The sequence below is a fragment of the Sphingobium sp. TB-6 genome (assembly GCF_012927365.1).
Lineage (GTDB): Bacteria > Pseudomonadota > Alphaproteobacteria > Sphingomonadales > Sphingomonadaceae > Sphingobium.
Map to the genome: position 1 here is coordinate 561,271 of NZ_JABBGL010000001.1, position 23,521 is coordinate 584,791.

Consider the following 23,521-nt stretch of genomic DNA (forward strand, 5'->3'; position numbering starts at 1 on the left):
AGGAAAGCATCATGACCAATTATGCATTGTCGGTGGTCGAGAGCGGCGGTCGGCCGGTGGTTGCGCTGGAGACCGGCGGCGCATTCTACGATCTGTCCAAAGCGGCGCCCGACCTTCAGGTCGACGCATCTGGCGGCATTCTGTCATTGCTCCAGAACTGGGACAGGTCGACCACCATCCTCGATGACATAGCAGCTTCGCTGGCGGGTTGCGATCAGGCTGCCTTGCCCAAACCGGACGACGGGGCGTTCCAGCGCCTCGTCACCCACCCCTCGAAGCTCATCTTCGCGGGTCTGAACTATTACGACCATCTGCGCATCGATCTGGGGATTACCGATTTCGACAAAGAGTCGCTCGATCCTCTTCTATTTCTCAAGCATCAGGGTGCCCAGGCCGCATCCGGGCAGGAACTGGCGTTCCCGATCCAAACCCAGCAGCTCGATTGGGAGGTCGAGCTTGTCGTGATATTCGGTAAATCCGGCCGCGCCATTCCTCGCGCAGAAGCGATGAACTACATTGCCGGTTATGCCGTCGGTGTCGACCTGTCAGCACGCGATTGGCAGAACAGCAAGCGCCACATGCGTGAGTTCGATCTCTTCGCAGGCAAGGCTTTCGACGGAGCGAGCCCGGTGGGTCCGCTTTTCGTGCCGGCCCAGTTCGTGGACTCCTCGAACCTAGGCATGAAACTTTGGGTGAACGGAGAACTCAAGCAGGACTCCAACTCCGATCAGATGATCTGGTCGATTCCCGAACTCATCGAATGGATAAGCCGGCACATGACGATCGAACCCGGCGACATGCTGTTCACCGGCTCGCCGGCCGGGGTCGGCCTCATATCCGGGACTTATCTCAAACCAGGTGATGAAGTGAGGGCCGAGATCGCAGGCCTTGGGATCCTCACCACGCGCCTTTCATCGTGAGGTACGGGCGATGACCAAGGCTATCCTCTGCCTCACCTTCGACAATATGGGCAGCGCCCAGGCCGTCGGCAAAAGGGAGGCCGCGGGCCCCGGCTCCGACGACCTCGGACCGGCCGGATATCCCGAGGCCATCGCCCTTCTGTCGGAGACTGGCCTCAAGGCAACCTTCTTCATCGAAGGTTGGAACGCCCTGCACAACCCGCAAGCCGTGCGGCGGCTGGTCGAGGCAGGGCACGAGGTCGCCATGCACGGGTGGGTCCATGAGGCGATCGGCTCCCTGGAACAGGTTGACGTCGAGCGGGTTCTCCTGGATGCGTATGCGGCGTTCAGGCGCATCGGCATTACGCCCCTCGGATTCCGAGCTCCTGGGGGATGGCGCGGGCCTCATGTTTTGCCCATCCTGCGTCGTCTCGGCCTTTTGTATGACAGCAGCGTCGAACATGGGTTCGATGATCCGCAAGACGCTCTGGCGCCAGCACCGCACATATTGGAGGGCGATTTTCCGAACCTGCCCTGGCAATGGTCGTCCATCGACTATTTCCATTATGCCATGCATCCGGCTGGTCCGCAGTCTCCTGCGCAGATGAAGGAAAATTTTCTCGGAAAGCTGCGCAAGCTCGAGGAGGATGGCGGGTTTCAAACCTTTATCTTCCACGCCTTCGTCTCCTGCGAAACGGAGGAGAGAAGTCAAGCTCTGCGCGAGATACTGGAATATGCCGAGCGCTCGGCCGCCATAGATGTCGTTACCGCGAACGAGGCGGCGCGAATATTGTCCGGCAACGGAATCTGCGCTTAATTCTCATCGTTCCAAGAAGGCCGGGATTGATCGGCGGTCCCGGCCTTCGCTGCGCTCCGTCGGCTTATTGCGGGCGATCGTCGGGAAGAACCTTCATAAGATCGTCGAACGAGGAGGTGGGAAGGGGGTATACACCGCTATTGCGCTCTTCGTTGTTCGCCGAGTAATCACCGCGGTTCCAGCGCTCGAGTTCCTCATGGGCGACCCGTGCATATTCCTCGTTGATCTCGATCTCGTTTTCAGGATCGGTGACAAGCTCGATCAGCATGCCGTTCGGATCCCGGACATAAACCGAGTAGCAGAATCCATGGTCGATGCCCGCAATCGGATAACCTTCCCCTTCGAGCTTCTTCATGAAGCGGTCAATGTCCCTGAAATCCGGAACGGACACCGCGACGTGATGATCGAACGCATCCTGGGGTGTCTTAGGCGCCTCGCCGCGCGCATTGTTCGCGAACTCGAAGAAGGCCAGGCAGCTGCCGTCCTTCATCTCGAAGAAACAATGGAGATAGGGAGTGGGAAGGCCGCGCGTCGGATCGATCATTTCCTTAAAAGCGGTCACCATCGGCATCTCGAGAATATCCTCGTAGAAGTGCCGGGTTTCTTCCATCTTGTTGGTCCGCAACGCATGGTGATGCAAGCGCGCTACCGTCGTTTTCGCCCGACGGGTGTCGCGGATTTCCTGCAATTTGGCGCGGTCGCGACTGACCGGTTTTTTGATATCGAGTACGATGCCGTCGTTGACCATGATATCTCTCCTAAGGGTGGAATAGAAAACTGAATGAATCCTCAGTCTTTTATATCGAATTTCTGCGGTATGATGTCAAGTGCCGGCGCGTCCGGAGCGATTTCAGTCGGGTCCGTTCTTCTGCGAAGTAATGAAAATAGATAAATTATGTTGAAATTTCAAAAATATATAAATAAATTTCTCCCACGAATCGATTGCCGGATACGGCCAATCAATGAAGGATGGGCTATTTGGAAGCCTTGCTTTCATTGGAGGATGGGAGCCGGAATTCCCTTCTTCCTGGCCTGTTATGGCTTGATAAAAGCCAAAAAAAGTGAATAATTACTCAAATTATACGGCGACTGTTCGCTTTCATGGGGAGGCTCGTCCTCAATCCTGTGCTTTCTGGAGGTTGAGCAGGAGATGGCCGGACAAGCGGACTCGGGGCGCACGGGATTGCGCTCTCAAAGGCGACAAGCCGCGCTCGAATGCTGAATTCGCGTCCTCAAGCCGTTCCGATTAGGCCGCGACGGTGGCTTCGGGGAAGCCGAACACCTCGCCCACATGAGCGGAATCCATATATTCCTTGCCGGCGGATATCTTCCCGTCGCGGAAAAACAGCAGGAAATGATAGTCGCTCGAATAGGCCTTGCCGCTCTTCATGAGAATATGTCCCTTGGCGGTGATCGCGACGCGATTGTTTTCAGCCGTGATGTCGTCGAAGCGAAAGGTGAAGGGGCCGTCCGCTTCGGCAAAGAGCTGCGGCACGATCGCCAAGAAATCGTTCTTCTGATGCAGGCCGGAAAATACCGTCGACGGGATCACCCACCAAGTCGCATCGTCTGTCATGAGTGCGCCCATCCGGGCTGTGTCGCCGCTTGCAACAGCGTCAAAGAATTCGAGCGCGACCTTCTTGTTGCCCTCCAGGCTCATATCCTGTCTCCTATGTTCAGAATGGGGTGGGCATATCGCCTATAAATTATCTGACGATATCCTCAAATATATGAACATGGATGCGGGACGAGGTCAAATGGAAATGCCTTGTTGCAAGCATTTCGAAAGATTTTAGTTTCTTGTAAAATTTTTATTGACTGATTATTCCCTCAGTTTAAGCAAGCGAATCGCTGGGGAGTCAGCGGCGGTCGCGAGAGAATGTATGAAGCTCCCGGCTCAATGCTCTCCAGCGATAAGGATGACCTCGGTGGACCATGGTGCCGTGGCCTTTTCCAGCCCGCGCTGCGGTTGTCGGCCGCAAGGCGTTCGCCCGATTCCTCACGCCAAAGATGATTCACTAGGAGAAAGAGCATGAAGGTTCTTGAAGGAAAAGTCGCCCTGATTTCGGGGACGGGCGGCGGTATGGGGCGATCTGCCGCTCTCCTTTTTGCGCAGGCGGGTGCGAAAGTCGTCGGCTGCGATGTCAATGCCGAAAATGATGCGGAAACGGTACGGATGGTCCGGGAAGCGGGTGGCATCATGGAATCGGTTGCGCCTATCGACGCTTCCAATCCTGAGCATGCTGAGCGCTGGGCGAAGTTCGCTGTCGACACGTTCGGCGGCATCGACATCCTCTACAATAACGGCGCATCGCTGCGTGCGTTCGGGCCGTTCATCGACTCGACGCTGGAACAATGGAACGACACGCTACGGTATGAGCTTACGATCGTCTACGTATCCACCAAAGCGGTCTGGCCCTATCTCGTCGCACGTGGAGGCGGGGTGATCATCAGCACAGCGTCGCTATGCGGCCATGTCGAGCTGCCGCCGTTCCGTTCCGCCGCGCACGGTCCGTGCAAGGCTGGCGTGTCGGCCCTTGCAAGAATGTTCGCTGCGGAAGGCCGCAATGACAACATCCGGTCGAATGCCATCAGCCCCGGTCTGATCCTGACGCCGGTTTCGCAGAGCTATGAGAAGGAAGACAAGGTCGTCGGCGACCTGCTCGTCTCGAAAATCCCGATGGGCCGGATGGGACAGGCCGACGAAATCGCCAACGTGGCCCTGTTCCTCGCCTCGCCGCAATCGCATTACATCAACGCTCAGGACATCATCGTCGACGGCGGGATGTACGGCATCAACAACGTCGTCGAGCATGTTCAGGTCGACTATGCCGATTCCCCGCTTCTGAAGAAAGCGGAGACCGAAACCGCCTAATTTCCGGGGAACCTTTGCCTTGCCGGGATGGCAGGCGGGTGCTTGCAAGCGCCTGCCTGTCTACTTCCCCATTGCTGTCGACACCAGTCCCGAATGCCGGTACACGACGTTGCCACACGGATGCAGGCGTTGGCTGATTTTGCCTAGCGATCTATGCTTCGACCGCCACATGACCGATGCCGCCATCGAAAAGTGCCGGAAGGCGCTTCATTTCCTTACGTACCAGCGCGCGTCCCGGGGCTGCCATCATTGCGTCCATCCCGGCCGCATCTCGTCAGATTATCGGGATCAGGTAGAATGAGTCGGCATGTCGGCCTTCCCGGCCGACTGGCCACAAGAGCTGTGCGCTTTCGACGCCGGGCAGCTGGCGCGCAGCAACCCGCTCTAAATTCCTGCGCGCAATTTGCTCTCTGTACCAGGCTGGGCTTGCCCTTCCCATGTTCCCGATCGTATCAGCATGTGTCTTCCCTTCTAATTCGTGGAAACAGATTCAACAGCCGAGAGTGGCGAGCAGCGAAGAGCGCGGGCTACCTCGGTTACGCGCCGCCCCTGATAGCGGGCGACCGCAAGATGAGCTTCGTCGGGGAGAATGCTGTCTCCCATGGAGGCGTGGGTCGCGCCATAAGGGGTTCCCGCCGCGAACATCACCGGATCTCCATAGCCGAGCGGCACTATCACCATCCCCAGATGCGCCAACGGATTGTATAGCGAGAGAAGCGTGGACTCATTGCCGCCGTGCGTTGAGGAGGTCGCACCAAATACGGAGCCAGCCTTTCCGTCCAGGCGCCCCTTTGCCCACAATCCGCCGAGTCCGTCGATATAGGCTTTGACTTCCGATGCGACGGAGCCGAAGCGGGTCGGCGTTCCGAAAATGATCGCGTCTGCCCACTCGGCGTCATTGAGGCTCGGGCTTTCGTAATTGGCGTTCATGCGCTCGGCCTGCTCGGTCCACCCCGGAACGGCCTGCATGATTTCCGGCGCTACGATTTCGCGCGCTCGCCGAATTCTGACTTCGGCGCCGGCAGCCGAAGCGCCCGCGGCGACCGCCAAAGCGAGCGCTTCGGTCGACCCGGCGCGCGAATAAAAGACGATTAAAATCTTGGTGTGGGTCATATCCTGTCCTTGAGAATGCCGCGCGCCGGTGCAGCCGGAAGGCGAGCGACCGTAGCCGGTTGGCCTTTGCCGTTGCGATCGGCCCGGGGCGCGGGGGTGATAGTCGGTTTCTGATCGATTCGTCAGATATCTATAAACGTCCAGAGCGGCAGCGCAACGTTTCCCGTCGCATAAGTGCTTTCCTAGTCTGGAGGAGCGGGTCATATTCGGCGCACTTCACCCATTGGGTTATGTGCCAAGCAACTTCCAGCTTTCTTCATGCCATTCCTTTGCGAACGTTAGCACTTCATATTGGCGAGTCGCCACCACGACGCCGATGGAAAGAATCCCCGGATTTTCGCCAATTGCAGCATTATTGAGGATTTCCTCAAAATCTCTTGACAGGAAGGGCTATGCAATCCTAAAGCAATAAGACTGAATATTCATTCAGAACCGTGCGGAGAGACGCGGAAGCATGGAATATGGAGATCCGGAGGGGATTCTTATGGCCGTTTGCAGTCAACACACGAAGCGCATCCTGCTTGCTGGGCTTTCCCTGGCGGCCTTGATGAAAGTCATTCCCGCAATCGGACAGACGGCCGGTGCGGATCCGGCCTCGCAGGTGCGAGAATCCGCAGGTATAGGCGACATCGTCGTCACGGCGCAGCGACGCTCCGAAAAACTCAACGACGTCGGCATCTCGGTCGTCGCTGCCAGCGGTGACGCTCTGCTGGCGAAAGGCGTAAGCAGCACCGCGGATCTTGCGAAGCTCGTTCCCGGCTTGACCGCAACTGAAACGCCTTACGGCACGCCCGTTCTGACGTTGCGCGGCGTCGGCTTCTACGAGTCCAGCCTCGCTGGCAGCTCCCCCGTGGCAGCCTATGTCGATGAAATTCCGCTTCCCTACACTCGAATGGCGGCCGGCACCTCGCTGGATATCCAGCGCATCGAAGTGCTCAAGGGGCCGCAGGGTACGCTCTATGGCCAGAATTCGACCGGCGGCGCCATCAACTTCATCGCAAACAAGCCTACGGATGAGATCAAGGCTGGCTTCGACGCGAGCCTCGGGCGCTTCATGGATACCGATGTCCAGGGCTTCGTCAGCGGGCCGTTGGGCGACTCCGCTCGGGCTCGCCTTGCCCTTCGAACGCATCAGAGCGGTGATTGGCAGAAGAGCGTCTCGAGGGAAGACACCATGGGTGCGACCCGTGTCACGATGGGACGTTTCCTCCTCGACGTGGATGCAAGCGACGCGTTGACCTTCGAGCTCAACCTGAACGGCTTTATCGACAGGTCGGACACCCAGGCGCTGGCCGCGGCAAGTTTTTCGCCGAACGATCCAACGTCGGTACAGCCAGCGGAGCTTGCGGCCGTTCTTACATCGCCGGGCAGCAACCGTCTGGCCGATTGGGGTGCCAACCGCGAATATCGCCGAAACAACTGGTATTATCAGGCTGCGCTGAAAACGACCTATTCGCTCGGCGGCGCGGATTTGATCGCGATCACCGCCTATCAGCACTTCAAGCAGGATCAGACCACGGATGCGGACGGCACGAATGCCGAAGCGGCCGACAGCAACCAGTCCGGCTATATCAAGTCATTTTCCCAAGAATTGCGTTTGCAGGGCGAAGCGGGCCCGATCAAATATGTCGTGGGGGCGAATTACTCCCACGATACAATCTTCGACGACACGCTCTACATCGTGGCCGATGGATCGCAGGCCAACGGATTGCGAGCGCAGGGATTGAATTTCCGCTATGCGCGGACGTACACGAAGCAGAAGGCCGATACCTATGCGGGCTTTGCGAACATCGACTATGAACTATCCCGAGGCGTCAACCTTCAGGGTGGCATCCGCTATACGAAGCAGGACCGTAGCTTCACTGGCTGCCTGGGCGACCCGGGCCCGATTGGCGAGGGTCGCTGGGCGGCTCTGTTCTCGTACCTTTACGGCACTACACTGGGCGTCGGGCAGTGCACGACGATCAATCCCGCGACGGGCGTCATCGGCCTTCAGGGCGACGATCTAAACGAAGACAATATTTCCTGGCGCGGAGCCATCAACTACAAGCCGGCCGATGGCGCTCTCATCTATGCGAGCGTCAGCCGGGGTTACAAGCAAGGCAGCTTTCCAACCCTGGGTGCGAGTCTAAGCACGCAATATATCCCGGCGCGCCAGGAAAGCCTTCTCGCCTATGAGATCGGGACGAAGCTCTCGCTCTTGGACCGCAAGCTGCAACTTAACGCTTCGGCCTTCTATTACGACTATAGCGACAAGCAACTGCGCGGAAAGTTCATCTATCCAGTCCTGGGTACAGGCGAAGCCCTGATCAACATTCCCAAATCGCGCGTTCAGGGTGCTGAGCTGCAGATTCTCACAGCGCCTGCTCCCGGCCTCACCTTCGAGGTGAACGTGACCTATGCGGACTCCAAGGTCCAATCGGATTATCCGGGTCTTACGCCGACTGGCGCGCCCATCAATCTGAAGGGCGAGTCTTTCGAGCTCACGCCTAAGTGGGCAGCCAGCGGAACGATCGCCTACGACACTCCGGTGAGCGACAAAGTGAATGCGTTTGCCGGCGTCGACGTAAACTATCAGAGCCGTCAGCACGGCGGTTACGGGGGAGATCCGCTGTTCGCGATCGATCCCTACACGCTGATCGATCTGCGGGTCGGCATTCGGGATCGCGATGACAGGTGGCGCGGCCAGCTCTGGGTCCGCAACCTGACGGACAAATATTATTGGACCAACGCCAACTATCTTGCGGAATACACCTATCGCCAGACCGGCAAGCCCAGAACCTACGGGCTTTCGGTAAGCTACCGTTACTAACTCTCCCTTGGGGATGTCGCACTTGTACGCTGCGCCATCCCCATTTTTCGGCTTCTGAACGGGAAGGATTGGAAATGGCCGCGATCATGGTCGTCTACATGAAGATCGACGATCCTCCTTGGATTACCGGCTGTTTCCAAACCGTGCCGGCGTTGATCGCCAAATATGGCGGCGGGTCATCGCTGGAGGAAGAGAGCCTCATCGGTTGGAAGGCGACCTGGACGTAGACCGCATCGCCGTACTTGAATTTACTTCCCTTGACGTGGTCTCGAAATTCTGGACGGTCGAGCGTTACGTGTCTTTCAAAGACGCTCGCGAAGCCGGAGACCGCTCCCATATCATCGCTTCTTCGATTGTCGCGATCTTGAAAAGGCTCTTCAATTACTTGCTGCGTGCATGGCCGCGATATAGCCAAATGTCATACCGGGGCCGATGCTGGCACCGCCTCCTGGATAGGCGCCGCGGAAAACTGAATTGGCGTCTACGCCGATGGCATATAGCCCCGCTATGGTCTCGCCCGTTGCATTCAGCACGCGGGCTGACGCATCGGTTTCCAGACCGTTGATCGTACTGAATTCGCCTGGCCTGATCTCCACGGCGTAGAAGGGACCTGGGTCCACCGGCCCTAGCGTGGGATTAGGCTGGTGCTGGGGATCGCCCTGTTCAGCGGTATAGGCGTCTTCGCCTTTGTTGAAATCAGAGTCGTGGCCATCGCGGGCGAAGCCATTGAAGCGATCCACTGTCGCATCCAGAACAGCCGGATCGATCCCCAGCCGTTGGGCAAGGGCAGGAATAGTCGCCGCCGTTTTGAGGTAGCCGTTCCGGATATGGTTTTTGTAGGGGAGCGGGCCAGGTCTGACATGTCCCATGCCGTAGGTGCGCAAGGCGGCATGGCAGCAGATCAGCCAGGCGGACTGGATGTCCTTACGGATCATCACATTGCCCAATTCCTGATAGGAAGCGCCTTCATTGACGAAACGCCGTCCATGCCGATCCACCAACAGGAAGCCTGGGAACGCCCGATCGCGGAAGATGTGTGGATGATGGAGACGCCTGCCGCTGCGATCGACCCTAGTCGACAATGCCGCCCATATGCCATTGGCGACATTGTCGGTGACAACATGTCCGCCTGCTTGCCCGCCGGCATGGAGACCATCGCCGACATTCGTTTCCGGCTGCAAAGAGCAACCCGCGCCCGCGAGCGGCAGATAGGCGTGCCGCATCGCATCATTGCCGCCATAGCCGCCGCTTGCCAGCACGACCCCGCGTCGCGAGACAACCACCTGTTCCCTGCCGTCACGACGCACGATCACGCCGCGCACCGCGCCTTGGTCGAACTGTAGCCGCATCATCGGCGTTGACGGCCACAGAGTGACGCCCTTTTCCCGCGCCGTGAGCAGCAGCGCGCCGATTAACGCATTACCCCCGACCAGGCGGGTCGGACGGCCGTGCAGCAGCAGATCCCGGACATAGCGGCCAATCTTTCGCGCGGTGTACAGGAAAGCAGCGCGATTTCGAAACGCCGCCCCAAAATGCGCGACATCTGCATAGGCGACCTGCATGCCGCCCAATATGGAGAGATTGGGGAGGCCGGGGCTGATCCGCGCGAGATCCTTGCCGAGCCGCCGGCCATCAAATTCGGCCGCACCAATGCTGCGCCCGCGCGCCGCGCCCTTGCGCCACGGCTCATAATCGAGGCTGTGCCAGTTGTCGAAGCGCACTGCGCTGTTCGCCTCCATCATGCCGACCATTTCCGGGCCATGCCGCAGAAAGGCGCCGACCTTTCCCTCGTCATAGAAATTGCCCATCAGGTCGCGAAGATAGTGGTCAGCCTGCTCCGGACTATCGGACAAGCCAGCGGATGCCATATGCGGATTGTTCGGTATCCAGGCCACCGCGCCCGAACGCGCCGTCGTGCCGCCGAACGTCTCCGCCTTCTCGATCACGAGCACGGAAAGGCTCCGATGCGCCGCCACGACCGCGGCCGTGAGACCGGCTGCCCCTGAACCGACCACCACCAGATCGAATGTCGATTCCTCGTTCATCATTTGTCCTTGCTTATGCGGCGATGCTTGGATGCGTGGGAACGTAAACGGGCCGACATCCCCTTTCCATCGTCAGTCCGCCTTGGCTCCAGCCTTCACCCAGTCGCGCAACTTGGCGATCGACGGAGCATCCAAGGGTCCCGTCAGGGGCATGCGTTCGCCCGAGCCACCGGCTTGGACATGCGTCCCCTCCACCTTGCGGATGAGGTAGCTTTGTTCCGGTTTTCCCGGCGCGATGTAGGAAAGGGGACTCTCGCCGCTTTTAATTGCCACGATTGCCCCGTAAGCCGTACCAATCTCAAGATTGAGATTGCCCGAAGCCCCTTGGGCCTGATGGCAAGCTACGCAATTGCCGTCGAAGATCGGTTGAATTTCCTGGCTGAAGCTTGGGCCGCTGGATGGCTCCTGCACCTTGTCGGCCTCCCGCTTCCCATCTTGAGAGCAGGCGCAGATCATCAACATCGAAAGGCAGATCAAAATCCGTGCGCGCCGCCGGGCGGCCGCCCATCGCATATCTGTCATTTCATTACCCTCAGGCGGCCGCAGGCAGTTTTACATCAGCGGCGTCTTTCACGGGTTCCTGGACCGCGTTCATCCCAGCCAGATGGCCATAGGTCATGGCCAGACCGAGAGTGCAGCCGCCGCCCCAATAGCTCTGCCCAGCCGGGGACGAAATGCAGTTGCCGGCGCCATACAGACCGGGAATCGGAGCATCAGACGTATCCAGTATCTGCGCCTTGGGATTGATGACCGGCCCGCCATTGGTGTCGAGCACGCCTGATCCCAGGATGATCGCGTAATAGGGGCCTTGCGCCTGGAACGGATGCATGGTGGCGTTGGGCATCTCCCCAGTCTTCCAGGGAGTTCCTTCACGCGGAATCGAGGTGTAGCTGAGCCAGTCCCTGTCCCACTGGAACGCGCCGCGACGAAACTGCGCGTCGGTGCCGGTCTCGGCAGATTGATTGAACAGGGCGACCGTCTTGGCGAGGCTCGCCGAGAAGCTGCCGTCGATGCGAACCTCTCCCCAACGGTCGGCATGACGGTCCAGGCGCGCCTGGATCGCCGGGGCCAAGGCGGCCAGGTTGTCGGCTTCAATGATGTAAGAGGCCTGTGCGCCGGCGGGCGGCAGAGGAAAATTGTCGGAGAACAATTGGGCGACGCGCCGGTCGTAGATCATGAACAGAAACTGGTTGGGATATTCTTCCCTATTGGTATCCCATGTGAAATGAACCTTCGCCCGGTCATGATAATTATGCTTTTCATTGACCACGCGCTCGCCATATTTATTGACAATAACCATGCTATCGCCCGGTGGTTGCCAAATTCCTCTGGGGACGCTCGGCAGATCTAGCGTGTGTTCCATCACGACCTGCATGCGCCATGCATTGTTGAGGTTGCCGAGCTTCGCGTCGATGGCTTGCGCCATCGTGACGAAATCGCCTTCGCTGGTGGGGACCGAGCAGGTTCCATAGATCGGCGCCGGCTGGAAATTGCGCATCATATCCTTGTTATGCGCAAAACCGCCGGTGGCGAAGATCACGGCCTTGCGCGCCCTCAGCCGCACGGTCGTCTTATCCGGCGCGGCCAGTTCCAAACCCACCACTTCCCCTTTTCCATTACGCAGGATCGTCTGCGCGCGGTGCTGGAGGAGAAACACAACCTTCCGCGCGTCTAGCCAGGCCTTGAGCTGCCGCACGAGTTCGACGCCGAGGCCATAGCTTCCATCAGGTTTTTGCGTCATGATCTGACGCCCGAGCGGCACCTTGTTCTCAGGCCCCTCATAATAATCGGGCAGTTGCAATATCTGCGTGGTTTTGAGCGCGTCGATGCTTTCCATATATTCGAACGCCTTGGATGCATTATCGTAAAATGCCTCCATCAGCCGATATTCGGGCTCCGGCATGCCAAAAAAGGGCGCGCCGCTGCGATAGAGATGCGGCCGGGCGCAGCGCGCCATGTAGCGCAAGGCGTCATCACGGTTGTCGACCTTGCCCTTGGCACGCAGGAAGCGGTTGTTCGGAACCCACATGCCCCCTTCCGACTTGGTCGATGTCCCGCCATAGGTGGGGCCTTTCTCCACCATGATGACCGAAGCGCCCTGGTTCACGGCCGCAACGGCTGCCGAAAGCGCGGCGGCTCCCGTTCCTACAATCAGTATGTCGGTCTCTTGCGCCCAGTCGAACGCGTCTCCCGACGGGCGCGACATGGTCGCGCCCGCAGCAAGGCCCAGCGCTCCGCCGACGGTCGCGCCGGCCGCCGTTGAGAAGAATTGCCGACGCGAGGAAACGGGTCGCGCAGATGTTGGATTGCTTGCCATGTCGATCCTCAACAGATGTGGCCGCTATGCTTTGCCGTTCGAGATCGGCTCAATAATCGAAGGCGATTGTCAGTCCATAAGTGCGCGGCGGCTTCACAAAGCCGATGACCGGCGAGCCAAGGAGTGTTGTTGCGACCTGCCCGGATGCGCGAATGGTTTCATTGCCGATATTGCGCACAAAACCCGTCATCCGCAGCCCCTTGTCCGTGCGGTAGGTGACGAAGGCGTTCTGGGTGTTGAACGCGGGCTGCGAGACATGATTGAGGTTGAAGGGCGAGAAATAAATCCTATCCGACCAATTGCTTTCCCCCCGGACCGTCAGCGAGCCGCCGGGCACGTCGAAGCTATATTGGGCCGACAGGTCGATCGTATATCTGGGAGCCTGCGGCAGCCTGTTGCCTGAAAGGTCGAAGGCGGGCACGCCGTTCTCGTCCAGCGTCGTGCCGTCCCCGGCGGGCCGGGCCTGATCCGCCGTCACGTAATTTTTGAACCGCGAATGCAGCCAACTGGCGTTGAGCGTGACGATGAGGTCGCGCACCGGCTCGAGGGTGAACTCCCCTTCCAGGCCGTAGATTTCGGCAGCCGCCGCGTTTTCCAGAACCAGAAGCTGCCCTTGGACCTTGCCCACCTGAAGGTCGGAATAGTCATAGTAGAAGCCGGACAGGTTCGCCCGGAGATGTCCGTCGAGCACCGTCGATTTCAGGCCGATTTCATAAGCATCGACTTTCTCCGGATCGAGCGCGGGGCCGGTCGAACCCAGGTTGAAAGTGCCCGCCTTGAAGCCCTTGGAATAGGAGGCATAGACCATCACGTCGCGTGCAATGTCGAAATCAAGGCCGATCTTGGGCGTGAAGGATTTGAAGGTCTTGCTGTCCCTGTTTGCCGGAAAGCGGGGACCGGCTGCTGGATCGTAAAGATCAGCGAAGTTGAAGTCGGATTGGTCGGCGACCTTCTTCTTTTCCCAACTGTAGCGGGCGCCCAGTGTCAGGCGCAAGGCGTCGGTGAGTGAATAGCTGTCCTGCGCGAAGATGGCGGCAGCGTCGGTCTTCAGGCGTCCGCCCGAGTAAAAGCCCTGGACGAACAAGTCCGGACTGCCCACGGCAAGGAGATTGAACGGCCCCTTGATGAACCCGTCGATCTGCTCGTGCATGTAGAAGGCGCCGACGACCAGCTTGTTTCGGTCTGTGTCGAGGTTGAGTTGTAGTTCCTGCGTATATTCGTCCGACGTCTCGCCAAAATCGATCTGGAAAAGATCAAGACCAAGCGGATTGAGGTCCGATTTCACCAGAAACGAACTGCTGCGATAGGCGGTGAGCGAACGCAGCGAGAGCGTATCGCTAAGTTCATAGGAAATGTCTGCGCGCGCGCCCCAGAATTCCGCTTTATTGGACGGATCACGCACACTTGCCACATTGCGCGGGCCAGGGTCGAAACCGCCGAGCAGCAGGCCGGTCGGCGTGACCGGATCGCCCGATGCGGTGAAACCCGCCGGACCGAAATAGTGATAGATGTTCGACCTGTCCTTCTGGTGATAATAATCGGCACCCAGCAGGATCGTCAGGCGTTCGGTCGGCTGGAACAGCAACTGTCCGCGGACCGCTTGCGAATGCTTGTTGTCGACGTCGGCGCCCGTGACGCGATTTTCGCCATAGCCGGAATGACTTTGGATCTGGCCCGCCAGCCGCATGGCCACCTTGTCGCTCAGGCCCGTCGAATAGTGGGCCTCTGCATTGATTGCGTCATAATTGCCATATGTCAGGCTGACGCCCGCCTTGGTGTTGAAAGTGGGGCGGTTGGTGATGATGTTGACGCTGCCGCCCGTGGCGTTGCGGCCATAGAGGGTTCCCTGTGGTCCGCGCAGCACTTCGACCCGTTCGACATCATAGAAGGACGCCAGAGCCGCTGCCGAGCGGGAGAAGAACACACCGTCCTGATTGAAGGCAACGCTGCTTTCCGCGCCAGTCGAAATATTGTCGACGCCGATCCCGCGCAGGGTCAGCCGCGCCTGTCCGACCTGTTCGGAAACGTTGAGCCCGGGGACGGTGGAGGCGATCGCTGTCAGGTCGGTCGCCCCACGCTGGGCCAGCGCCGCGCCGCCAATGGCGGACACCGCGATCGGGGTATCCTGAACGGATTCCGCACGCTTTTGCGCGGTCACGACAATGTCGGCGATGCCGGTTGTGTCGGCAGCGGCAGTAGCTGTGCCACCCTGTGGAGCATTCACCTGGGCGAGAGCCGGAGATGCGGCGACCGCGATTGCCGCTACGCTCGAGAGAGCCGCGCTGCGCAAGTGTCGATAAGTCATATTTCCTCCCAATTGTCGCATTTTCATTGTTTCTTGAGGAGCCAGTACCGTGGTTCAGTCCGCGGCGTTGACCTCTTCCCTGCAAAGCTTGGCGATCTTGCGCCGCACCCTGATGGCGGCGGCATCGCTCGACAGGATCGCCGGGCGCATCTCCCAGAAGTCGCGACCGGCCATCCTTTCCTGGATCGCTTCGATCATCGGATTGTCCTCTTCGAGGAAGATGCGGTTCTGCAGCGCGCCGATCATGCGCGGCAGCGAGGCGTCCTCTTCAGCATAAGAGCCGGAACTGCCGAAGAAATAATGGGTGGTCCGCTCGGTCTCGGGCGTGAAGATGTGGAAGGCATAACCACCCTCGTCTTGCACGGCAGCTTCGCCCGGAAGCACTGCCCCAAAGTCGAGGATCATGGCTGAAGGCGCGTGCCATTCGACATTGTTCCACTGGTCGCAGAGCTTGCCTTCCAGCGGTCCGAAGGGGCAGGTCGTACCTGGCATCCATAATTCGGCGCGGATCACGCCGTCTTTCTCGCTCACGGTCATTTCACCTGTGCGCATGCTTTCATTGCCGAGCGAACCGTCGTGCAGATAATGGACGTGCGTCAGGTCCATGATATTGTCGGTTTCCAGCAGCCAGTTGCCATGGACGTGCAGATAGTTGCCGATATTCTCTTGGCCTCCAGGCTCGGGCATCCGCGAAAGCAGGGGGATCAGCTCCGGATTGGCTCGTTCGACATCGCCCAGCCATATCCAGATCGCACGGTGCCGCTCGACCACGGGATGGGATTGCACGCACGTGCCCGGCGGAAAGCTGCTGTAGGCGGAGGCATTGCCCAGGCATGCGCCTGATGCGTCGAACCGCAGGCCATGATATCCGCACTGGACTATACCGTCCTGAACGCGGCCCCTGGAGAGGGGAGCGAACCGGTGCGGACACATGTCGTCCAGCGCGGCAGGGGCGCCGTTCGCATCGCGAAAGAGGACGACCGGTCGATCGAGCAGGGTTCGCGCCAACAGGCGATTGCTTGCAAGGTCATCGGCCCAACAGGCCATGTACCAGGCATTAAGCGGGTAACTGCGATGGTGAACCCGTGTAGACAATGCCTTCTCCTCTGCATGTCTGGAAGGCGTCGTTTCGTCGCGCCCTTCCTTGCCTTCATCCCTATTTCGCTCTGCCCGGCGTATCCAATTGTCCTTGCTGATGTGAAACATAAGGGCGGGATATCGGCGGCACGCTTCCTACCAATGCGCCATCGGCAAGCCCGGAACAGGGGAGGTGAAGGCGGGGATGTTGGTGCCCCGCAGCGAGCCCAGGCAGGCCGTGCGCAGGTCCGGCCCGGCAAAGGTCACGCTCGCCAGCCAGGGGGCGATCGTCCCGCCGCAGGCCGCCAAGGTCTCGAAGGAAACCGGCGCGCCGCTCCCAAACTCCTCCTCGAACCGATCGGTCGCTTGGCTGCTGCCGAATTCGGCCAGTTCAAGGCAATCGCCATCGGGGGTGATGGCGACCAGCCGGTCGGCGAAGATCATCGTCGCCCATAAATTGCCATAGGCGTCGAAGCAGATGCCGTCGATCACGCCGCGCCCCAGGGTCGAGGGGCCATAGACCTCGCGGTCGCTCAGCGAACCGTCCGGGCCGACGCGCAGGCGGGTTACGCATTTGCCGGTGGTTTCGGCGACGTAGAGCCATTCCTCGGCGGCATCGAGGCGGACTTCATTGGTGAAGGCAAAACCGTCCGCCACCACGCGAATGCCGCGATCGTCGACCAGCGCGACATAGCCGTCACGGATCGATGGCGTGATCGCGTCGGTCCAAGGATTGACCATGGTGGATATGGTGAGCCACAAACGCCCCTTGCTGTCGCGCAGCACGAAATTGACCTTGCCCATCGGCTTGCCGTCGATCCGGTCGTGCAGCACGCGGGTTGCGCCGGTTTCGCGATCCATGATCTCCAGCCGGTCGGTACCGAAGTTGGAGATCAGGATCGAGTTGTCCGGCCCGAAGGCAAGGCCGTTGGGGAGCGTGCCGGACACGAGGCTTTGCTCCGCATCGCCCGAGAGGTCGAAATGAGCGTCGGCGTTCTGGCATATCAGCTTCTGGGTGCCGTCCGGCGCGATCCGCATTACGCCGCCGCGCGCATCGGCTGACCATAGGGTGCCCTCGCGATCGGCCAATATGCATTCCGGGCGCTGCAGATCCCGACCGATAAAGCGCAGCATCTGGTCTTCCACGCGAAAGCCCTTGAGGGGGTTGGGACCACGTCCCTGCAGGATAAGGGTCACGCCGCGATCCTCGTTTCGGAGGCGCCCTTGAGCTGCAATATCTCGCGAGCGTCCTGCGGGGTCGCCACCTCCAGCGACAGGCCGTGGAGGACCGTGATGATGCGCTCGACTTGCTCGGCATTGGACTTGGCAAGGCGTCCCGGTTCGCCCCACAGCGAATCCTCCAGACCAACGCGCACATTGCCGCCCATCGCCGCCGACATGGTTGCGATCGGCATCTGGTGCCGCCCTGCGCCCAGCACCGACCAGACATAATCGTCACCGAACAGGCGGTCCGCCGTGCGGCGCATCATGGCGACATCTTCGGGATGGACGCCGATGCCGCCACGGATGCCGAACACAGACTGGATGAAGAAAGGCGGCTTCAACAAGCCGCGATCGGCGAAATGGGCTGCCGAGTAGAGATGCCCTACATCATAGCATTCGACCTCGAACCGCGTGCCCTGCGCCGAGCAGCTTTCGAGAATGTAGGCGATGTCGCGGAAAGTGTTGCGAAAGATATAGTCGTCGCTGCCGCGCACATAGGGCTCTTCCCATGCATGTTCAAAGCAGGTGAAGCGTTGTAGCATCTCATAGAAGGCGAAGTTCATCGAGCCCATGTTGAGCGAAGCAATTTCGGGCTGGAAGGACAGGGCGGGCCCCAGTCGCTCCTCCAGCGTCAGGACCGGCGATCCTCCGGTGGTGATGTTGATGATCGCGTCGCAGCGGTCCGCGATTACCGGGAGGAAGCGGGCATAGACATCCGGATCCTGCGTCGGCCTGCCATTTTCGGGATCCCGGGCATGCAGGTGTACGATCGTCGCGCCGGCGCGGGCCGCCTCGATAGCAGAGCTGGCGATCTCCTCGGGCGTTACCGGCAGATGCGGCGACATGGAGGGCGTATGGATCCCGCCCGTTACCGCACATGTCACGATCACCTTGCGCATCCGTCATCCCTTCCATCGACTTGTTTGATGGCCAAGCTTCCAGATCGTCGAGCGCACGGGAAATCACTTTACCCTATATGACGGATAAGCCGATCTGATCGGCATGAGGCGTGGATAGGCAGCGATTATGCCACGCATACCGACAAACGATTTTTGCGGACGGCCAGGGCATATTACCCCGGATCTCAACAAGGCATGGCCGGTCTGACGGACAGCCTCGAGCAGCCCGGGACGGGCACGGGAGGGATCGAGAAATGGCTATTATCGGGATCAAGCGGCTGCGTTACTCTGTGTCTGACACAGAGGCTGCGCGGCGCTTTTTCGCTGATTTCGGTTTGAGTCCGGCAGGCGGCGATGCGCCGGGCCTTTACACTCTCGCTAATGGATCGGAGGTCGAAATCCTGCCTTCCGGCGACCCGGCACTTCCATCCTCGCAGATCGTTGGCGATGGGGTCCATGAAGTTTCCTGGGGCATCGATGACGAGGTATCGCTTGGTGCCCTTGCCGACAATCTGGGCCGCGACCATGCCTTGGAATCGATTGAGGGCGGGTTTCGCGCTCTGTTGTTCGGTGTGCCATTCTCATTCGTCCTGTGGACGCCCCGCCAGTTCGCCAATGCGCCCGACCCGGTCAATGCGCCCGGCGTGGTGCGACGTCTCAATACCCATCGCAAGTGGCGTCGCCGCGCGCGGCCCAAGGTGATCAACCATGTCGTGTTTCGGCTTCCCGACTATATCGAGGCGGGGCGCTTCATGCGCGCGCGGCTTGGCTTCCGGCTGAGCGACGTGCAGACCGGCTTTGGCCACTATCTGCGCGCAAGCGGCAGCAACAACCATCACAACCTGCTCTTCCTCAACGCCAACGCCCATTTTCCCGGCTGCGATGGCCAGTTGCGTTTCGATCACGCCAACTATGGTGTCGAGGATATTGACGAGCTGATGGTCGGGGCCAACTACATGGTGCGCCGCGGCTGGCAGCCGTCCGACATCGGGCTTGGCCGGCATCGCATCGACTCCGCGCTTTTCTACTATCTTCCCTGTCCTGCCGGCGGAGAAGCCGAATATGGCACCGACGCGGACTATGTGGACGACAATTGGGTGCCGCGCGAATTCGACGTGCCGCTCTTTGGATATAGCCACTTCACCCACAATGTTCCGCCCTTCCTTGAGACGGAGCCGGAATGGAGCTTCAAATATCTGACCGAGGCGCAGGTCGCCGAAGGGATCGATCATGTTTGAGCCCTTTCCCACCAACTATGTCTGGAACCTGTCCATCAATCTCGCGCTGGAAATGGGGGGATCGATCGGTGAGATCGATAGCGCCAATCGCGCGACCGCTCAGGCCGCGACGGCTGGCGACAACGGGGTCGACGCCTTCTTCGATACGTGGCTCGCCATGGCGGCGCGGGTGAAGGACATGGCGGATGCGGATTACGCTGCCGGGCATCTGGAGAGCGCAGCGGCGAAATATCGTCGCGCCTGTGCCTATCTCATCACGGCCGAACGCATGCAGGCGAGCGACTATCCGCCGCGCCAGCAGGCCTATGCCGACATGCTTTCGACCTTCGCGCGCTATGTCGAATGCAGCGGCGAGCCCTGCGAGATGGTCGAGATTCCCTATGCCGGCAGCCACTATCCCGCGCTCTTCTGTTCGGCGGCCACCCAGGACAATCCCACGCCGCCCTGCATGGTCTTCTGCAACGGCCTCGACAGCGTGAAGGAGATGGTGTTCCTGGTGGGGTTGCCCGCGGCTTTGCGCGCGCGCGGCATCTCCTGCCTCGTCGTCGACCAGCCTGGCGTCGGCGGTGCGCTCCGCCGCAACAAGCTGCCCGCAATTGTCGAGACCGAAGTCTGGGCCGGCAGGGCGGTCGACTGGTTGGAGACACGCAAGGATGTCGCTTCCGACAGGATCGGGATGATGGGCTGGTCGCTGGGTGGCTATTATGCCCCGCGTGCCGCGGCCTTCGAGAAACGGTTCAAGCTGTGCGTCGCCTGGGGCGCCAACCATGAATGGGGTCTGGTGCAGCAGCGCCGCCGGCGCAATGAAGGCGAGAATCCCGTGCCGCATTACTGGGCCCATGTCATGTGGGTCTGGGGCCAGCAACGCCTCGACGACTTCATGACGATGTCGGAGCGGATCACGCTCACTGGCGTGGTCGAGCATATCGATGTGCCCTTCCTGATCGTGCATGGTGAAAATGACCGGCAGATCCCGGTCGAATATGCCTATCGCTCGCACGATCAGGCCGTGCGCAGCCCGCGTGCGGACCTCAAGGTCTTCACGGCCCGCGAAGGTGGTGTCGAGCATTGCAGCGCCGACAATATGGAACCTGTCCGCAGCTATATCGCGGACTGGATCCATGACAGATTTGCCGAAATGATCTGATTACGCGACAGTCGCGTGAGAATATAATGGGAGTAGGGAACAACATGACCGATCTTACAGGCGCCGTCGTTGCGCTGACCGGCAGCGGCTCTGGCCTAGGGCTCGGGCTGGCCCAACATTTCCGGACCTTGGGCGCGAAGCTGGCCCTGCTGGATATCTCGTCCGAGAAGGTTGCCGCGCTCCAGCAGGCCTTTGGCGACGATACGCTCGTCATGGAAGGCGACGTGCGTGACATTGAGGCTCTGAAGAGGTTTCGTGACGCCACAGTCGCCAGGTTCGGCGGGGTCGACTGCCTCGTCGGCGCCCAGGGTATCTTCGACGGCAATCGGCCGATTTCGGAGCTGCCTTTGGAGAAGATTCCCGCCGCCTTCGACGAAGTGATGCGGATCAATGTATTGGGCTATATCCTGTCCGCCGTGGTGTTCCGCGAAGAACTGGCAAGGCGCAACGGATCGATCACGCTGACGGCCTCTTCCAATGCCTCCTACTGCGCAGACGGCGGCGGACTGCTCTATACCGCGTCCAAACATTCGGTGCTGGGCGTCGTGCGCCAATTGGCCTTCGAATTTGCGCCCGACATCCGGGTCAATGCGGTTTCGCCCTGCGGCATCGCGGACTCCGACCTGCGCGGCCCCGGCGCTCTGGGGTTGGAGGGCGAAAGCCAGAACGACATCCCCAAGGACAGTTTCATGGCGATGATCCGCAAGGTCACGCTGCTCGATCACTTGCCCACCGGCGCGGAATATGGCCCGGCCTACGCGCTCCTCGCCGATCCCAGGCAACGCATCCTGACGGGCGAGATCATCATGGCCGATCAGGGTCTCGCCAATCGCCCGATCATCTCTGCCCGCTGAGGAAGGACGCGATCATGGTCATGCACGCAGCGCAATCGCGCCCCGGTATCAGCGAGCGTCTGGACGACATCCTCGCCCGGACCCGCGGCGAACTGGATCGGGGTCTGGTCCCCGTCAACATCTTCGCCAATGCCGACATCTTCGACGCCGAGATGGAACGCATCTTCGCGAAAAGCTGGGTGTTCCTCGGCTTCGAGTCCGAAATCCCCGACAAGGGCGATTTCATGCAGCGCCGGATCGGGCGCGACAGCGTGATCGTGACGCGCGACGCAAAGAATGAAATCCACGTTTTGGCGAATTTTTGCCGCCATCGCGGGACCAAACTCTGTCAGACCGATGTCGGCAACCAGAGCCATTTCCGCTGCCCCTATCACGGCTGGGTCTTCAAGAATAATGGCGACTGGATCGGCGCGCCCGACAAGAGCAAGGCCTATAAGGGACTCGACCCAAAGGATTGGGGGCTGCTCAAGGCTCCCCATGTCGAGAGCTTCCTTGGGATGATCTTCGCCTCGCTCGATCCCGATGCCCCTACGCTCATGGACTATCTGGGTGGCGCCGCATGGTTCATGCGCGGGTTGATGGACCTGCATCCGGGCGGCATGAGTCCGATGGGGCCGCCGGACCGCTACAAGGTACGCGGCGACTGGAAAACTGGCTCGGAAAATTTCGGCGGCGACGGCTATCATGTCGGCGTCGCACATGGCTCGGTCCAGACGATCCAGCTCGCGCAGGGGTTCGACGTCCTCAATAATTATTCGACGCACTATGTGATCCCGGGCGGACACAGCTTCCTTGGGCATGATTTCGACAGCATGTTCGGTCCGGATGGCCATGTCTGGTACTATCCGCCCGACATCCAGCAGCACTTCGATCTCGATCGCATCGATCCGCTGCTGCAGGACGTGGTGAAGAAGAACCCGCCGATCGTGGGCACCATCTTCCCGAACCTGTCCTTCCTGCGCTTCTTCGGCCCGCCCTCGCCGGGCAAGCCGCCTGCGGTCTACACATCCTGGCGTCAGTGGCAACCCTCGGGGCCGGGGGAAATGGAACTGTGGTCCTGGCAGCTCAAGTGGAACTTCATGGACGAGCAACAGGCCGCCGACAGCTATGCCGCAGGCCAGTTCGGTTTCAGTTCGGCAGGTATCTTCGAACAGGACGATACTGTAGTATGGGAAGGAGCCCCCGAAGCAGCCCGCAGTGTCTGGGCGCGCAAGGAGAACATATCGTTCAACATGCAGATGGGCATGGATGGCATGGGGCAGCAGACGCTGGACGAGAGCTGGGAAGGACCGGGAGAAGCCTGGCGTCCGGGACCCGGCGAGCCGAGCCAGCGTGCCTTTTACCAGCATTGGCTGAGCCAGATGGTGGAGACCGGCAAATGAGCGCGATCACGCCTGATGTGGAATTCGCCATCCGCCAGTTCCTGGGCCATGAGGCCATGCTCCTCGATAATGGCCGGCTCGAGGACTGGGTCGGCCTCCTCGCCGAGGAGATACTTTACGAGATTCCCTTGCGCATCAGCGCGCGCAAGCGGGAGGACGAGTTCCCCAAGGGCGCCTTCCGCATGCATGAGGACATGGCGATGATCCGCAAGCGCCTGGAACGCATGGGCACGAGCGAGAACTGGGCGGAAGACCCTGCCTCGCGGACTGTGCGGACGGTGGGATCGATCTTCGTCGAGGAGGATAAGGGCAATGGTCTCTATCGGGTCCACAGCGCGCTCTCCCTCTATCGCCAGCGCGCCATCGACCGGGCCTATGAATGGATTCCCGCACGCCGGATCGATCGCATCCGCATCGATGCCGAGGGAAAATGCCGTCTGGTGCGGCGCACGATCATTCTGGCTGAGACGATTCTCCAGACCCCGAACCTGGCGGTCTTCCTCTGATCGAGGAAAGG

At 60.1% G+C, this 23,521-nt stretch carries 20 protein-coding genes; 10 read left to right on the forward strand and 10 right to left on the reverse strand.

Features of this window, described 5'->3' with window-relative positions; all coding sequences use genetic code 11:
* Positions 1-11 precede the first annotated feature (11 nt).
* Together HHL26_RS02545 and HHL26_RS02550 are read left to right on the forward strand one after the other, a co-directional pair.
* Positions 12-920: a fumarylacetoacetate hydrolase family protein gene (locus tag HHL26_RS02545; protein WP_066562341.1), complete on the forward strand. Its 909-nt coding sequence runs from the start codon at positions 12-14 to the stop codon at positions 918-920.
* A 46-nt stretch (positions 921-966) separates the two neighbouring features.
* Positions 967-1,716 carry a polysaccharide deacetylase family protein gene (locus tag HHL26_RS02550; RefSeq protein ID WP_169575797.1) on the forward strand — a complete coding sequence of 250 codons (750 nt, stop codon included), beginning with the start codon at positions 967-969 and terminating at the stop codon, positions 1,714-1,716.
* Positions 1,717-1,780: 64 nt separating this feature from the next.
* Here HHL26_RS02550 and HHL26_RS02555 read toward each other — a convergent pair whose 3' ends face one another.
* Together HHL26_RS02555 and HHL26_RS02560 are read right to left on the reverse strand one after the other, a co-directional pair.
* The gene (locus HHL26_RS02555; protein ID WP_066562344.1) at positions 1,781-2,464 is read right to left on the reverse strand and encodes a VOC family protein; all 684 of its coding nucleotides are present in this window, start codon (positions 2,462-2,464) and stop codon (positions 1,781-1,783) included.
* Positions 2,465-2,962: 498 nt separating this feature from the next.
* A complete protein-coding gene (locus tag HHL26_RS02560) occupies positions 2,963-3,376 on the reverse strand; it encodes a nuclear transport factor 2 family protein (RefSeq protein ID WP_066562346.1) in 414 nt (137 codons plus the stop codon).
* Positions 3,377-3,748: 372 nt separating this feature from the next.
* Here HHL26_RS02560 and HHL26_RS02565 point away from each other — a divergent pair, with 372 nt between their 5' ends.
* Positions 3,749-4,591: an SDR family oxidoreductase gene (locus HHL26_RS02565; protein WP_066562347.1), complete on the forward strand. Its 843-nt coding sequence runs from the start codon at positions 3,749-3,751 to the stop codon at positions 4,589-4,591.
* A gap of 471 nt (positions 4,592-5,062) precedes the next feature.
* Here the strand turns inward: HHL26_RS02565 and wrbA are convergent, their stop codons facing one another.
* Positions 5,063-5,908 (reverse strand): NAD(P)H:quinone oxidoreductase, encoded by an 846-nt coding sequence (gene wrbA, locus HHL26_RS02570; protein ID WP_206377306.1) that lies wholly within the window; start codon positions 5,906-5,908, stop codon positions 5,063-5,065.
* Between the two features lie 250 nt (positions 5,909-6,158).
* Here wrbA and HHL26_RS02575 point away from each other — a divergent pair, with 250 nt between their 5' ends.
* Positions 6,159-8,516 carry a TonB-dependent receptor gene (locus HHL26_RS02575; protein WP_169575798.1) on the forward strand — a complete coding sequence of 786 codons (2,358 nt, stop codon included), beginning with the start codon at positions 6,159-6,161 and terminating at the stop codon, positions 8,514-8,516.
* Positions 8,517-8,590: 74 nt separating this feature from the next.
* Complete coding sequence (locus HHL26_RS02580; protein ID WP_158511762.1) at positions 8,591-8,743, forward strand: hypothetical protein; 153 nt, start codon at positions 8,591-8,593, stop codon at positions 8,741-8,743.
* A gap of 150 nt (positions 8,744-8,893) precedes the next feature.
* On the opposite strand, the gene HHL26_RS02585 is transcribed toward HHL26_RS02580, so the two are convergent.
* From HHL26_RS02585 to HHL26_RS02615, 7 genes are all read right to left on the reverse strand, one after another.
* Positions 8,894-10,564 carry an FAD-dependent oxidoreductase gene (locus tag HHL26_RS02585; RefSeq protein ID WP_087573083.1) on the reverse strand — a complete coding sequence of 557 codons (1,671 nt, stop codon included), beginning with the start codon at positions 10,562-10,564 and terminating at the stop codon, positions 8,894-8,896.
* Positions 10,565-10,633: 69 nt separating this feature from the next.
* Entirely contained in the window at positions 10,634-11,023 is a 390-nt protein-coding gene (locus tag HHL26_RS02590) for a c-type cytochrome domain-containing protein (RefSeq protein ID WP_169575799.1), read from the reverse strand.
* A 70-nt stretch (positions 11,024-11,093) separates the two neighbouring features.
* Complete coding sequence (locus HHL26_RS02595; protein ID WP_169575800.1) at positions 11,094-12,878, reverse strand: FAD-dependent oxidoreductase; 1,785 nt, start codon at positions 12,876-12,878, stop codon at positions 11,094-11,096.
* 49 nt (positions 12,879-12,927) lie between these two features.
* Positions 12,928-15,183: a TonB-dependent receptor gene (locus HHL26_RS02600; RefSeq protein WP_158511764.1), complete on the reverse strand. Its 2,256-nt coding sequence runs from the start codon at positions 15,181-15,183 to the stop codon at positions 12,928-12,930.
* 54 nt (positions 15,184-15,237) lie between these two features.
* Complete coding sequence (locus HHL26_RS02605; protein ID WP_237230141.1) at positions 15,238-16,278, reverse strand: aromatic ring-hydroxylating dioxygenase subunit alpha; 1,041 nt, start codon at positions 16,276-16,278, stop codon at positions 15,238-15,240.
* Between the two features lie 138 nt (positions 16,279-16,416).
* Entirely contained in the window at positions 16,417-17,457 is a 1,041-nt protein-coding gene (locus HHL26_RS02610) for an SMP-30/gluconolactonase/LRE family protein (protein ID WP_066562365.1), read from the reverse strand.
* On the reverse strand, positions 17,454-18,383 hold the full coding sequence (locus tag HHL26_RS02615; RefSeq protein WP_066562367.1) for a 3-keto-5-aminohexanoate cleavage protein: 930 nt from the start codon (positions 18,381-18,383) through the stop codon (positions 17,454-17,456). Before HHL26_RS02615 ends, HHL26_RS02610 begins: the two co-directional genes overlap by 4 nt.
* 254 nt (positions 18,384-18,637) lie before the next feature.
* Between HHL26_RS02615 and HHL26_RS02620 the strand changes: the two genes are divergently transcribed.
* From HHL26_RS02620 to HHL26_RS02640, 5 genes are read left to right on the forward strand one after another with little or no spacing between them, the layout of a single operon-like run.
* Positions 18,638-19,621: a glyoxalase gene (locus HHL26_RS02620; protein ID WP_066562373.1), complete on the forward strand. Its 984-nt coding sequence runs from the start codon at positions 18,638-18,640 to the stop codon at positions 19,619-19,621.
* Positions 19,614-20,768, forward strand: coding sequence for an alpha/beta fold hydrolase (locus HHL26_RS02625; protein ID WP_066562374.1), 1,155 nt, complete (start codon positions 19,614-19,616; stop codon positions 20,766-20,768). Before HHL26_RS02620 ends, HHL26_RS02625 begins: the two co-directional genes overlap by 8 nt.
* Positions 20,769-20,812: 44 nt before the next feature.
* Complete coding sequence (locus tag HHL26_RS02630) at positions 20,813-21,622, forward strand: SDR family oxidoreductase (RefSeq protein ID WP_066562375.1); 810 nt, start codon at positions 20,813-20,815, stop codon at positions 21,620-21,622.
* A 14-nt stretch (positions 21,623-21,636) separates the two neighbouring features.
* Positions 21,637-23,004: a Rieske 2Fe-2S domain-containing protein gene (locus HHL26_RS02635; RefSeq protein WP_082748993.1), complete on the forward strand. Its 1,368-nt coding sequence runs from the start codon at positions 21,637-21,639 to the stop codon at positions 23,002-23,004.
* A complete protein-coding gene (locus tag HHL26_RS02640; protein ID WP_066562376.1) occupies positions 23,001-23,510 on the forward strand; it encodes an aromatic-ring-hydroxylating dioxygenase subunit beta in 510 nt (169 codons plus the stop codon). The genes HHL26_RS02635 and HHL26_RS02640 overlap by 4 nt, the downstream gene beginning before the upstream one ends.
* Positions 23,511-23,521: the final 11 nt, after the last annotated feature.